Genomic DNA, 12739 nt, shown 5'->3' with positions numbered 1-12739 from the left:
GCGGGACCGGACCGGGCCCATGCCGAACAGGTGACGGAGCAGGACCTGCTCCACGCGGAACTACCGGCGTCGGACCACGTTCGTGAATACCTCGTTCGGGTTGGATGCGACGTTCCGTGAGGCGGGCCGCGTTTCCGCTGAGGGCAATTTTCGTCAGGCCCGTCCGCGCCACAAACGCCAGGCTCGGGGCACGGCCGGCTCGTGGTGGCTGTTCGCCTCGCCCAGGCGAAGCCGGATGCGGGCTCCGCCCAGGCGGCCCCGTTCCACGTGGATGGTGCCGCCGGTGGCCTCCGCGGCGGCTCGGGCGATGTCGAGGCCCAGGCCGGTCGAGCCGCCGCCGGACGAGCCTCGGTGCAGGGCGCGTTCCGGGTCCGCTATGCCCGGACCGCCGTCTTCCACGGTCAACGTGATCCAGCCGGCGTGCCTGACGACCGCGACGGTCAGCGCCGAGCGGGGTGGGGTGTGGTGGAAGACGTTCTCCAGCAGTGCGTCGACCACCGCGCCCAGGGCGTCCGGCGACAGCAGGACCGGGGTCGGCTCGTAGGGCAGGTCCACCTCGCACGGCCGGCCCTGGTCCTCGGCGTGCGCGGACCAGAAGCCCATGCGGGTCTTCACCACCTCGACCACGTCGCAGTCGCCGGTCTCGGACGAGGCGGGGACCGGGTGCAGGGACTCGATGATCCGGTCCACGTCGTGGCCGAGGGTGGTCACCGCGCTGCGGATGCGGTCGGCCACCGGGCCTCCGCCGATGGCGTCCGCGTCCAGTCGCAGCGCCGTCAACGGGGTTCGCAGGCGGTGTGAGACGTCGGCGATCATCTCCCTTTCCTTGGCCAGCAGGCGTTCCGTGCGGTCGGCGGCGGCGTTGATGGCGCTCGCCAGGGCGGTCAGCTCGGGTGGGCCCGTGACGCGGATGCGGACGTTCCCGTCGCGGTGCGCCAGGTCCGTCGCGGCGTCGGCCAGTGCCCTCAGCGCGCGCAGCACCGGGTTCAGCGCCCGTCGGCCGACCAGCAGGGCGGCGACGAAAGCCAGCAGTGCCAACAGGAGGAGTACCGCCAACTGAATCGTCAGGTCTGCCGACAGGGGTGCGGGTGACGATACTTCGACGGCCGCGCGCGAATCGTCCACAGTGGACATATAGGTGAGGTCGCCCGCTCCGCGCCCCACGCCGATGGTCGTGCCGTCCGGCAGGTGGACGGCGAGTCGGCCCTCCGCGCCCGCGGCGGTCCGGGCGAGTGCCCCGCGCACCGCGTCCGGGTCCGTCGTCACGGCCAGCACTGCCGCCACCGTCGTCACGTCGTGCCGGTCGTCCGACGCCGCCCGGTCCGCCGCCGACCACACCAGCAGACATCCCGCGCCCGCCACCAGGAACACGCCCACCAGCGCCGCCGACCACGCCAGGGCACGGGTGAGCAGTCCTCTCATTCCGGCGCCACCAGCTTGAACCCCACGCCCCGCACGGTGTGCAGGTGGCGTGGCTTCGCGGCGGTCTCACCCAGTTTGCTGCGCAGCCACGACACGTGGACGTCGATGGTCTTGTCGTCGCCCAGGTACGGCTGGCCCCACACCGCCTGGAACAGCTCGCGGCGCGGGACCACGCGGTTCGGGCGTTGCGCCAGGTAGGCCAGCAGGTCGAACTCGCGGCGGCTGAGCGCCACCGGCTGGTCGGCGCGGAACACCTGGCGCTGGGCCAGGTCCACGCGCAGTTCGCCGACCGTCACCAGGTCCGGGTGGTCCGTGCGGGCCGAGCCGGTGGTGCGGCGGAGCAGCGCGTTGATGCGCGCCGCCAGGTGCTCGGCGGAGAACGGCTTGACGATGTAGTCGTCCGCGCCCGCGTTCAGCGAGCCGACCACCGAACTCTCGCCGCCGCGCGCGGTGGCGATGATGACCGGCACGTCGCTGATGCCGCGCAGCATCCGCAGCGCCGCCACGCCGTCCAGGTCGGGCAGGCCCAGGTCGAGGATGACCAGGTCCGGTTCCCGCGTGCCCGCCTCGCGCAGCGCGGCGACGGCCGTGCCGACCGCGCGCACGTCGTGCCCGAGGTCGGTCAGCGCGTGCACCAGCGCCGCCTGGACCACCGGGTCGTCCTCGACCAGCAGCACCTTGGACATGGTTGGGAGGGTAAGGCCTCCGGGCGCCGGGTCGCCGGGTTCTCCCGACTTATCCCAACCGTGCCTGGCCCTTAACGGTCTCTTAGGGAACCGGCCACTATCGTCCGAACCACCGGAATCCAGGGTGCCGCGGATCACACCGCGGCGGGAATTGCCATTGTGCGGTCACCGTCGGAGAGCCGGCCCGACCGCGACGAGGAGTGGGCGTGGCGGAAGTCGTTCTCAGCGGTCTCGGCAAATCGTACGTCGACGGCACCCGTGCGGTCGAAGACCTGAACCTGGAGATCCGGGACGGGGAGTTCCTGGTGCTGGTCGGGCCGTCCGGGTGCGGCAAGACCACGGCGCTGCGGATGATCGCGGGCCTGGAGAGCGTGACCGAGGGGTCCATCCGGATCGGCGAGCAGGTGGTCAACGACGTGCCTTCGCGGGACCGGGACGTGGCCATGGTGTTCCAGTCCTATGCGCTCTACCCGCACCTGAACGTGTACGACAACATCGCGTTCGGGCTCACCTTGCGCAAGCTGCCGAAGAAGGAGATCGACCGGCGGGTGCGCGAGGTGGCAGAGGTGCTGGAGCTGCACGAGCACCTGGAGCGGAAGCCGCGGAACCTGTCCGGCGGGCAACGCCAGCGGGTGGCGATGGGGCGGGCGATCGTGCGTGCGCCGCAGGCGTTCCTGATGGACGAGCCACTGTCCAATCTGGACGCGAAGCTGCGGGTGCAGATGCGGGCCCAGATCGCCCGTATTCAGCGGGATCTCGGCGTCACCACGGTGTACGTGACGCACGACCAGACCGAGGCGATGACCCTCGGCGACCGGGTCGCGGTGATGAAGCGCGGCGTCCTCCAGCAGGTCGGCCCGCCGCAGGAGCTGTACGACCGGCCGGTGAACCTGTTCGTCGCGGGTTTCATCGGCTCGCCCGGCATGAACCTGGTGACCGCCCGGCTGGACCGCGACGACGACGGCCGGCACTGGGTCACCGTCGGCGCGGACGCGTTGCTGCTGCCCGAGTCCGTGCTGCTCGCCCGCCCGGCGCTGGCCGGGTACGCGGGCCGGGACGTGGTGCTCGGCATCCGTCCCGAGGACATGGAGGACGCGGCGCTCGCCGACGCCCAGGAGGGCGCGATCCTGCACTCGGTGGCCGACCTGGTGGAGGCGATGGGCTCGGACGTGCTGGTGCACTTCCCGGTCGACGCCGCGCCCGTGGTCACCGACGACACCAAGGCGCTGGCCGAGGACGACGGCACCGCCGACCTGCCCCGCGGCGGCGGCGTCGTGCTGGTCGGCCGCTTCTCCCCCCGGACGCACATCTACGAGGGCCAGCCGGTGGCCGCGTGGGTGGACACGTCCCGGCTGCACTTCTTCGACCCGGACACCGGGTTGTCCGTTTGGACGACGTCAGGAGAGTTGGCATGAGCCGCTTGAAGGTGACCGCCGCACTGGTCGCGGCGATCGGGACGCTGACCGCGTGCTCCGGCGGGACGACCGCCGAGCCGGGGACCAAGGCGCTGAGCGGGCAGACCGTGGAGGTGGTCGGCACCTGGTCGGGTGACGAGCAACTGCGGTTCGAGCAGGTGCTCGGCGCGTTCAAGGACAAGACCGGGGCGGAGGTGCGCTACACGCCGGCCGGCGACGAGCTGCCCACCGTGTTGCAGACGAGGGTGCAGGGCGGCACGCCGCCGAGCGTCGCGCTGGTCGCGCAGCCGGGCCTGGTCGACCAGTTGCAGCAGGCGGGGTCGCTCATCCCGCTGTCGCCCGAGGTGGAGAAGCTGGTCGGCGACCACAACGCGGACGTGTGGAAGAAGCTCGGCACGTTCGGGGGCAAGCTGTACGGCGTCTACTTCAAGGCCGCCAACAAGTCCACCGTCTGGTACAGCGAGAAGGCGTTCGGGCAGGTCGGCGCGGAGCCGCCGAAGACCTGGGAGGACTTCCTCGAAGTGGGCCGCGCGATCGTGGACACCGGTCAGGCGGCGGTGTCGGTGGGCGGCGCGGACGGCTGGACGCTGACCGACTGGTTCGAGAACGTCTACCTGCGCACCGCCGGCCCCGAGAACTACGACAAGCTGGCCAGGCACGAGATCCCGTGGACCGACCCGTCGGTGCGCACGGCGCTGGAGACGCTGGCCCAGCTCTTCGGCGACCCGCGCCTGGTCGAGGGCGGCGGCGCGGGCGCGTTGCAGACCGAGTTCCCCAAGTCGGTGATCAACGTGTTCGGCGAGCCGCCGAAGGCCGCGATGGTGTTCGAGGCGGACTTCGTGGCGTCCGTGATCAGCACCAACACCAAGGCGAAGGTCGGCGAGGACGCGAAGTTCTTCAAGTTCCCGTCCATCGGCGGCAGCGAGGACGCGGTCGTGGCGGGCGGCGACGTGGCCGTGCAGCTCAAGGATGACGCGGCGAGCACCGAGCTGATGAAGTTCCTCGCCTCGCCGGAGGCCGGCCGGGTGTGGGCGAAGCTGGGCGGTTTCCTGTCGCCCAACAAGGACATCCCGGCCGCCGACTACCCCGACGACGTGACGCGCGAGCTGGTCAAGCAGTTGGTGGACGCGGGCGACAACGTCCGGTTCGACATGTCCGACCTCGCGCCGGCCGCGTTCGGCGGCACCAAGGGTGCGGGCGAGTGGAAGGCGTTGCAGGACTTCCTGGCGAACCCCGCGGACGTCGACGGGGCCGTGCAGCGACTGGAGTCCGAAGCGGCGAAGGCGTACCAGAAGTGACGGTCACCGCGGAGAAGTCCCCGGCCGGTCCCCGGACCGGCCGGGGCCGCCTCGCCGTCGACCCGACCCCGGGCCGCTCACCGCGCCAGGCGGTGCCGTTCCTGGCGCCCGCGCTGGTGCTGCTGGCCGCGCTGGTGCTCTACCCGCTGGTGTACTCGCTGGTGCGCAGCTTCTTCGACCGGTCCGGGTCGTCCTTCGTCGGGGTCGGGAACTACGTCGACCTCTTCACCGATCCGCGCACGCTGACCGCGTTCAAGAACAACGTGATCTGGGTGGTGGTCGCGCCGGCCGTGGTCACCGGGCTCGGGCTGGTCTTCGCGGTGCTGACCGAGCGCATCCGGTGGGCGACGGCGTTCCGCCTGGTGCTGTTCATGCCGATGGCCATCTCGCTGTTCGCGTCCGGCATCATCTTCCGGCTGGTGTACGAGGAAGACCCGGACCAGGGCGTGGTGAACGCGGTGGCGGTCGGGGTGCACGACCTGTTCTCCGACCCGTCGCCGTACCCCGGTGCGCGGCCTCGTGACGGGGCGCCGTTCACGCCCGCCGAGGAGGGCTTCACCAGCTCCCGGACGTTCACGCCGGGCACGGCGGTGACCGTGCCGCTGGTCGGGTTCCCGCCGGGGCAGATCCCGGCCGGCGCGTCGTCGGCTTCGCTGCCGTCGTCGGACGCACGGGAGCTGCGCGGTGTGGTGTGGCTCGACGTGTCGGTCGGCGGGCAGGCCGGTGCACTGGACCGGGGCGAACGCGGCCTGCCCGGTCTCGCGGTGGAAGCGGTGCGGGACGGTCGGGTGGTGGGGCGGACGACCACCGGCAACGACGGGCGGTTCACGTTCCCCGACCTGGTGTCGGGCGAGTACTCGGTGCGGCTGGCGGCGGCGAACTTCGCGCTGCCGTTCCGGGGCCTGACCTGGCTCGGGCCGTCGCTGATCACGCCGGTGATCATCTCGTCCTGGATCTGGATCATGACCGGGTTCGCCATCACGTTCATCGCGGCGGGCCTGGCGGCGATCCCCCGGGACGCGCTGGAGGCGGCGCGGGTGGACGGCGCGACCGAGTGGCAGGTGTTCCGGCGGGTGACCGTGCCGCTGCTGTCGCCGGTGCTGCTGGTGGTGTTCGTGACCCTGGTGATCAACGTGCTGAAGATCTTCGAGCTGGTGTTCGTCATCGCGCCCGGCTCGGTGCAGGAGGAGGCGAACGTGCTGGCCCTCCAGATGTGGCAGGTGTCCTTCGGCACGGGCGGCGACCAGGGCATCGGCAGTGCGCTGGCGGTGGTGCTGTTCCTGCTGGTGGCCCCGGCGATGCTGTTCAACATCAGGCGATTCCGACGGGAGCGGTCGTGACCGTGGTCGAGGTGTCGGTGACCGGCGCGCCCCGCCGTGGCGTGCTGTCCCGCGTGGTGTCGCGGCTGGGCAACGGCGCGGTCCAGCTCGGCTTGGCGCTGGTGGCGCTGTTCTGGCTGGTGCCGGTGTTCGGGCTGCTGATCGCCTCGTTGCGCGACGAGGCGTCGAACACGGCGTCCGGGTGGTGGACCATCTTCACCGCGCCCACCACCCTGACATTGTCCAACTATGCCGACCTGGTGGGGAATTCGACGGTGCTGCGGTCGTTCCTCAACACGGTGTACATCGCCGTGCCGGCCACCGTGCTGGTGGTGGTGATCTCGGCGCTGGCGGCGTACGGGCTGGCGTGGATCGAGTTCCCCGGTCGGGAATGGCTGACGACGCTCGTGGTGGGGCTGCTGGTGATGCCGATCCAGGTGGCGCTGATCCCGGTGGCGAAGCTGTTCGGCGCGCTGGGCCTGTTCGGCACGATCACCGGTGTGGTGCTGTTCCACGTGGCGTTCGGCCTGCCGTTCGCGATCTTCCTGCTGCGCAACTTCTTCGTGGGCATCCCCCGCGACCTGGTGGAGGCGGCACGGATGGACGGCGCACGCGAGTGGGTGATCTTCCGACGGGTGGTGCTGCCGATCGCGAAGCCCGCGATAGCGTCGCTGACCATCTTCCAGTTCCTGTGGGTGTGGAACGACCTGCTGGTGGCACTGGTGTTCGCGGACCAGGACTCGGCGCCGATCACGGTGGCGCTGCGGGCACAACTGCGCCAGTTCGGCACCAACATCGACCTGCTGTCGACGGGCGCGTTCCTGTCGATGATCGTGCCGTTGGCGGTGTTCCTGGTGTTCCAGCGCTACTTCGTGCAGGGCGTGCTGGCGGGATCGACGAAGTGAACCCAACCCCGACCACGAAAGAAGGCAAAGAAGGATGCGCCGTTCTTGCTTTCGCTTTCTACGCATGTTGGTGGCCAGTTTGAACTCTTCGCCGGCGGCCAGTTAGCGGGGAGTTATCTGGCCGTGCGCCCGGTTACGTAGCGTGGCTCTCGACAGACGTGGCCTTAGCCCTTGGAGGGCTGCCCGCCCGTCGGCTGGAGTGGGTTCAATCTGTCGTTTGCCAAGGGCCGAGGGACCACCATGTCGCCAGTCGTGGGACCACCGACACCAGTGCAGAAGTGGAACGGGTTATCACGCGGTTCGTTGGGCCGCCGCCGCGTTCCTGAACAACCGCTCAGCGGCAGAAGCGGACGTTCGGAGGTCCGTCCATGCAGTGGCTACCCGTGATCACGTCTCGGCAGCGGAGCGCCTTGCAGGAACACAGCCAGCCGCTGCCCGTGCAGGCCGTTGGCGTGGTGCTTGGCTCGGTGCCGCTGGTGTGCGCCTCGGGCGCCTCTTGTCACGCCGGTCGTCGGAGTCAGGCGCCACGTTTGGCTGTTGCCTGGTCCGGTAGGGGGCGTGGGTAGGTCATCCGGCGCAGCAGTACCTCCATCGGTCCGCGCTGTCGGGTGCGGCGCATCCATTCGGCGAGCAGCACCGAGAGGGCGAAGACCACTACAGCGATGCCGTAGCTGCCGGCCGGACTCACGTGGTCGCGCAGGTTCAGGGTGAACGGGTAGAACAGCGCCAGCCAGACTACGGACTGGAACAGGTAGAACGTCAGTGACCGTTGGCCCAGCGCGGCCAGTGCGATGGTGAGCCGTCCGTGCCTGTCCCCGATCCGAGCGCTTGCCAGGCCGACGGCGGCGGCCAGGCCGATGCCGCCGGCGTATCCGGTCAGATCATGCGCGATGGCGACCATCCACTGCACACCAAGGTCGGTGCTGGTCCACACCCCGGCGGCCAGCAGGGCGGCGGGCAGCCTGCCGATCAGTGCCAGGGTGAGCAGGCCGACCGCGGCGCGGCGGAGCAGTACCCGGTGCTCGGCCGGGCGTTCGAGGAACCGGCGGCGGGCTGCCCAGATTCCCAGCAGCATTCCGGGCAGCACCATGACGACGCCGATCACCGCCTGCGCCGGCTTGGTCACGTTGGCGAGCAGGTGCGCGCCATAGGTCGGCTCCATGAACGGCGCGAAGGTGACCGGCGTACCGGCCTGCGCGCCGAGCTGCGCGGTCACGCTCTGCCAGGCCAGCAACAGTGTCGCGGGCGCCAGGGTCAGGGCGGCGACCCAGCCGAGCGTCTTGCCCCGGGCGCGCACCAGCGGGGTGAACAGCAGCAGGGCCAGGCCATAGATAGCGACGATGTCGATGGGCACGAGCAGGACGGTGTGGGCGAACCCGATGATGATGAGCCAGAGGCTGCGGCGCCGCAGCAGGCTACGCAGGCCCGGCCAGTCGCCGCCACGGGCGTGGTGCCGGTAGGCGAGTTGTCCCAGGCCGTAGCCAAACAGGAACACGAACATGGCACGGGCCTGGTTGTCGGCGATCAGCGACTTGACGAACAGTACGACGTCGTCGAGTAACGGCATCCCGGACCGCCAGGAGCCCAGGAACCCCGGCGCATGCGCCAGCGCGATGAGCAACAGCATCAGGCCGCGCGCAAGGTCCGGGGCCAGCGAACGGCCGGAGCCGGTGGGGACAGGTTCGGTCGTCATGTCGGATGTCGTCCTGTTCGGGAGGGTGACGTGTTCTTCACGCTACTGCGAAAGCTATGTAGCGTTTACTGAGTCGTCAACATGCAGAACCTCGTCGTTGACGCGTATGAGCTGCTCAGACCGGTGCAGTTCTTGCGTTGACACTGTCGATGAACGCAACACCATGGTTTCAGCGCTGTTGCGATGAATATGTCGCCAGGAATACAGTCGTCCAGGTTGGGCACCGCGAGTCGCAGGAGATTGAGCACCGATGCCACCAGGCAGGCTGACCCCCCAGGACCGGCAGCGCATCGCCGGGGGCTTGGCCGCGGGACTCGGGTACAGCGACATCGCCCGGAGTCTGGGGCGGCCCACGTCGACGATCACCCGCGAGGTGGCGCGCAACGGCGGGCCCTCCGGCTACCGGGCCGGGGACGCGCAGCGAGCCTCCGTCCGGCGAGCGCGCCGGCGGCGAGGCACCTCCGCACCGTCGGCTCCGGCGGCCGCGGACCCGTACGGGCGCGACCCGGAGGCCGTGGCCGACGCCGTCGCGGAACTCACCGCCATGCTGGGGCAGACCGGCCTGCCCCCGATGATGGCCAGCGTGTTCGCCTGCCTGTACGCCACCGACACCGGCAGCCTCACCGCCGCCGAACTGGCACGGCGGCTACAGGTCAGCCCGGCCTCAGTCTCCAAGGCCGTCAGCTACCTGGAAGCGCAGGAACTCATCCGGCGCGAGCGCGACACCGCAGGCAGGCGGGAACGGTACATCGTGGGCGGCGACCTGTGGTACCGGTCGTTTCTGGCCAGCGCCCAACGCAACGCCAACCTGGCCGAGGGCGCCCGCCGCACCGCCACGATCCTCGGCACCGACACCCCGGCCGGCGCCCGACTGGCCGGTGCCGCCGAATTCCTCGACCGCACCGGCCAGGAAATCAACCAAGCCGTCCAGCGCTGGTGGCAAACCCACCCCAAAGACGACTCACCACCACCACCACCACCGCCAAGGCACCCCTCGACCAAGCAAAACATCAACACGCAATAAGGCGACGCCGAACATCGGGCGAACACACGCCATTCGGCAGAAGCGGGAGTTCGCTGCAGGAGGAGACTGACGCGCAGGTACCGTTATCGAGAACGTGTTCTTACAACGACGCCGAGCCGCAACGACCTTGGCAACTGACGGCTCCCCGTACCACCGCGCCGCGCCGTTCAACGCGCCGTGCTGGCGTTCGAGGCGCGATCAACCTCGCGGCATGACTAGCACGGTCCCGCGGCCAACGAACCTGCTGCGCTCACTGACAGTGCAACTGGCCGCCAGCGGGGAATCGTACTGGCCGTCCGCGGGTGGCCGTCCACGGGGAATTCCGACTGGCCGCTGACATACGCAGCTTGACGGCAGAAGAGTGACCACGACGCAAGGCGACCAGCACCTACGCAGGTCTTGGACACAGCCGGGAACACTACGAAAAACGACCACATCATCGGAAGCCCCAAGCGTTGCCGGGGGACCGGTCTCAACGGGACGCGCCGCCCGCAGCGCAACCCGCCCAGGGTGTCAAGTCGCGTTCTGCTCCTGGGTACGCGAGTCGATCGGCTGGGCGGGTTGCTTTGCGGGCGGCGTGTTGCGCTGACACCGGTCCCCCGGCAGCCTTTAGGGCTTCCGATGATGTGGTCCCGTTGCATGCTGTCCCCGGCTTGAGCCCAGACCTGCGTAGGTTCTGGTCGCCTTGCGTCGTGGTTCCTCTTCTGCCGTCAAGCTGCGTAAAGCAAAGATTCAAGAGCTTGTTCGCTTGAGGCTGCAAGGTGGGCTCGGCCCGGAGGTGGGTCAGGCCGACAGGCCCAGTGCCGCGCAGGCGGCAGCCACGCCGGCGGCGCGCAGGTCTTCGTGCGGTGCGTTCGGGAAGATCAGCACGCAGTCGGCCAGACCGCCCAAGGCGACGGTCGCCTTCGCCGCGTCGGCGAGTGAGGGGTCCGGCCCTACCAGCAGCGCGCCCAGCCGCTCCCTCCACTCGAACAGCCGGTCGATGAGACCCAGTTCGCTCAGCGAGGTCAGTTCGTAGACGATCAGCGCCACTACCTCGCGGTGCCGGTGGTGCAGGTCGAAGTAGCCCTCCAGCAGGGCGCGGGGCGCCGGCTCGGTGCGCTCGGCTTCGGTCACGAACCTGTCGCCGTCGTCGAACAGCGGCAGCACGATGCTGCGCACCAGGTCCTCACGGGACGAGAAGTGGTAGTACAGCGCCGGTTTGGTGATGCCGAGGCGGTCCGCGATCTCTTGCAGGCTGGTGCTCCGGATCCCCTGCTTGAGGAACAGCTCGCGCGCGACGGCCTGCGCGCGGGCCTTGGTGTCGGACTTGGCCTTGGACATTCCCCCAGCTTAACGACTTAACGGTCGGTAAGGCTTGCATGACTCCGACCCGTGCACTTACCATCCGGTAAGTAAGGAGGTAGTGACATGAAGATCCTGATCTCCGGCGCGAGCATCGCCGGACCGGTGACGGCCTACTGGCTTGCCCGGAACGGCTTCGAGGTGACCGTGGTGGAACGGTCGCCGGCACTGCGCAAGACCGGCGGTCACGCTGTCGACCTGTTCCGGCCCGCGATGGACATCGCCGAACGGATGGGCGTGCTGCCTGCTCTGCTGGACCGCAAGACCGGCACCGATCGGATGACGATCCACAGCCCCGGCGCGCGGCCGGTCGAGGTGGACCTGCGCCGGGTGTACAGCGCGGTGTCCGACCGGCACGTCGAGATCATGCGGGACGACCTGAGCGAGGTCTTCCACGACGCCACGCGCGGTGACGTGGAGTACGTGTTCGGCGACTCGATCACGTCCGTCTCGGCCGACGGCGAGGTGACGTTCGAGCGGGGCGCGCCCCGCCGGTTCGACGTGGTGATCGGGGCGGACGGACTGCACTCCAACGTGCGGCGACTGGTGTTCGGCGACGTGCGCGAGGATTTCATCGGGGCGTACCTGGCGGTGCAGTCGGTGCCCGACGGTCTCGGTCGCGCCGACTACACCACCGCGTACATCGAGCCCGGCCGGATCGCCGCCATCTACAGCGCGCGCGACCTGCCCGACGCACGGGCGGTGTTCCTGTTCCACAGCGGGAAACTGGACTACCACTACCGGGACGCGGTGCGGCAGAAGGAGTTGCTGCGCTCGGCGTTCACCGGGATGGCGGAGGCCGAGAGCTGGCTGGACCACGACGGGACGTTCTACTTCGACTCGATCACCCAACTGCGCATGGACACCTGGTCACGTGGCCGCGTGACACTGGTCGGCGACGCGGGCCACTGCCCCGGCCCGGCGGTCGGCGGCAGCACCAGCCTCGCCGTCGTCGGCGCGTACGTCCTGGCGGGCGAACTCGCGGCGGCCAACGGTGACCACGAGCGTGCTTTCGCCGCGTACGAGGCGGAGATGGGCGACTACGTCCGCCGCAGCCGGGTGGTCGCGCTGGCCGCCGCGAAGCGCATCGTGCCCAGCACCCCGCGGGACGTGTGGCTGCTGCGCAACGGGGCCAGGCTGGTGAGCCACCTGCCCATGCCGCTCGGCCGGGCGCTGGCCAAGCTCAACCGCAACGGCATCCGCCTGCACGAGGCCGTTCGGACCAAAGACTACGCCTCGACCACCCGTGCCGTGGCCGTGCCGCCCGACCCGTCCAGGTGATTCCCGCATCGTGAACCCGGTTCCCACGATCCGCTACGCTCGGGGGGCTGGTGGTCCGCCCCGTCGCGACGGGGCGGGGCAAGAGGGAACCCGGTGCGAGTCCGGGACTGCCCCGCAGCGGTGAGTGGGAACGAAAGCCGTAGTCACAAGCACTGGAAGCCTCCGGGAAGCCACGGCCGGTAGGAACGCGCAGGACGCCCACGAGTCCGAAGACCTGCCATCGGCCCGCGCACCGCCCGGTGCGCGGTGGTCCGAGGCCTCTCGGGTGGGCTGGGCGGACACGGCCACCGTGCCGTCCGCGAAGCGTGCCCGGACTCCGGCCCGGACCTCCCGCACGCTCGCGAGGAGAGAG

General features: G+C 69.9%; 10 protein-coding genes and 1 riboswitch. Of the genes, 6 read left to right on the top strand and 4 right to left on the bottom strand.

Annotation, left to right across the window (positions count from 1 at the left end):
• Nucleotides 1–153: 153 nt before the first annotated feature.
• Both ACQPZF_RS15070 and ACQPZF_RS15065 read right to left on the bottom strand, forming a co-directional pair.
• Nucleotides 154–1422, bottom strand: a complete 1269-nt coding sequence (locus tag ACQPZF_RS15070) for a sensor histidine kinase (RefSeq protein ID WP_433272042.1) — start codon at nucleotides 1420–1422, stop codon at nucleotides 154–156.
• Nucleotides 1419–2108, bottom strand: coding sequence for a response regulator transcription factor (locus ACQPZF_RS15065; protein WP_433272041.1), 690 nt, complete (start codon nucleotides 2106–2108; stop codon nucleotides 1419–1421). The genes ACQPZF_RS15070 and ACQPZF_RS15065 overlap by 4 nt, the downstream gene beginning before the upstream one ends.
• Before the next feature lie 206 nt (nucleotides 2109–2314).
• Here ACQPZF_RS15065 and ACQPZF_RS15060 point away from each other — a divergent pair, with 206 nt between their 5' ends.
• From ACQPZF_RS15060 to ACQPZF_RS15045, 4 genes are read left to right on the top strand one after another with little or no spacing between them, the layout of a single operon-like run.
• Entirely contained in the window at nucleotides 2315–3523 is a 1209-nt protein-coding gene (locus tag ACQPZF_RS15060; RefSeq protein WP_433272040.1) for an ABC transporter ATP-binding protein, read from the top strand.
• Nucleotides 3520–4821: an ABC transporter substrate-binding protein gene (locus ACQPZF_RS15055; protein WP_433272039.1), complete on the top strand. Its 1302-nt coding sequence runs from the start codon at nucleotides 3520–3522 to the stop codon at nucleotides 4819–4821. Before ACQPZF_RS15060 ends, ACQPZF_RS15055 begins: the two co-directional genes overlap by 4 nt.
• The gene (locus ACQPZF_RS15050; protein ID WP_433272038.1) at nucleotides 4818–6161 is read left to right on the top strand and encodes an ABC transporter permease subunit; all 1344 of its coding nucleotides are present in this window, start codon (nucleotides 4818–4820) and stop codon (nucleotides 6159–6161) included. The genes ACQPZF_RS15055 and ACQPZF_RS15050 overlap by 4 nt, the downstream gene beginning before the upstream one ends.
• Nucleotides 6158–7045 carry a carbohydrate ABC transporter permease gene (locus ACQPZF_RS15045; protein ID WP_433272037.1) on the top strand — a complete coding sequence of 296 codons (888 nt, stop codon included), beginning with the start codon at nucleotides 6158–6160 and terminating at the stop codon, nucleotides 7043–7045. Before ACQPZF_RS15050 ends, ACQPZF_RS15045 begins: the two co-directional genes overlap by 4 nt.
• Before the next feature lie 517 nt (nucleotides 7046–7562).
• Here ACQPZF_RS15045 and ACQPZF_RS15040 read toward each other — a convergent pair.
• Nucleotides 7563–8738, bottom strand: a complete 1176-nt coding sequence (locus ACQPZF_RS15040) for a DUF418 domain-containing protein (RefSeq protein WP_433272036.1) — start codon at nucleotides 8736–8738, stop codon at nucleotides 7563–7565.
• 250 nt (nucleotides 8739–8988) lie between these two features.
• Between ACQPZF_RS15040 and ACQPZF_RS15035 the strand changes: the two genes are divergently transcribed.
• Entirely contained in the window at nucleotides 8989–9762 is a 774-nt protein-coding gene (locus ACQPZF_RS15035; RefSeq protein ID WP_433272035.1) for a helix-turn-helix domain-containing protein, read from the top strand.
• A gap of 783 nt (nucleotides 9763–10545) precedes the next feature.
• Here ACQPZF_RS15035 and ACQPZF_RS15030 read toward each other — a convergent pair.
• Nucleotides 10546–11085 (bottom strand): TetR/AcrR family transcriptional regulator, encoded by a 540-nt coding sequence (locus tag ACQPZF_RS15030; RefSeq protein ID WP_433272034.1) that lies wholly within the window; start codon nucleotides 11083–11085, stop codon nucleotides 10546–10548.
• An 87-nt stretch (nucleotides 11086–11172) separates the two neighbouring features.
• Here ACQPZF_RS15030 and ACQPZF_RS15025 point away from each other — a divergent pair, with 87 nt between their 5' ends.
• A complete protein-coding gene (locus ACQPZF_RS15025) occupies nucleotides 11173–12387 on the top strand; it encodes an FAD-dependent monooxygenase (protein WP_433272033.1) in 1215 nt (404 codons plus the stop codon).
• Between the two features lie 34 nt (nucleotides 12388–12421).
• Nucleotides 12422–12623, top strand: a riboswitch (cobalamin riboswitch).
• The last annotated feature ends 116 nt before the right edge of the window (nucleotides 12624–12739 follow it).

The organism is Actinosynnema sp. CS-041913 (assembly GCF_050942485.1).
Lineage (GTDB): Bacteria > Actinomycetota > Actinomycetes > Mycobacteriales > Pseudonocardiaceae > Actinosynnema.
The sequence above is the reverse complement of the archived record's forward strand: the minus strand, read 5'-3'. Positions and strand labels throughout refer to the sequence as shown.

Bases quoted from the DNA above. Each gene is read 5' to 3' on its own strand.
- ACQPZF_RS15070 (WP_433272042.1), bottom strand. From the start codon at position 1,422: ATGAGAGGACTGCTCACCCGTGCCCTGGCGTGGTCGGCGGCGCTGGTG.
- ACQPZF_RS15065 (WP_433272041.1), bottom strand. From the start codon at position 2,108: ATGTCCAAGGTGCTGCTGGTCGAGGACGACCCGGTGGTCCAGGCGGCG.
- ACQPZF_RS15055 (WP_433272039.1), top strand. From the start codon at position 3,520: ATGAGCCGCTTGAAGGTGACCGCCGCACTGGTCGCGGCGATCGGGACG.
- ACQPZF_RS15040 (WP_433272036.1), bottom strand. From the start codon at position 8,738: ATGACGACCGAACCTGTCCCCACCGGCTCCGGCCGTTCGCTGGCCCCG.
- ACQPZF_RS15035 (WP_433272035.1), top strand. From the start codon at position 8,989: ATGCCACCAGGCAGGCTGACCCCCCAGGACCGGCAGCGCATCGCCGGG.
- ACQPZF_RS15030 (WP_433272034.1), bottom strand. From the start codon at position 11,085: ATGTCCAAGGCCAAGTCCGACACCAAGGCCCGCGCGCAGGCCGTCGCG.
- ACQPZF_RS15025 (WP_433272033.1), top strand. From the start codon at position 11,173: ATGAAGATCCTGATCTCCGGCGCGAGCATCGCCGGACCGGTGACGGCC.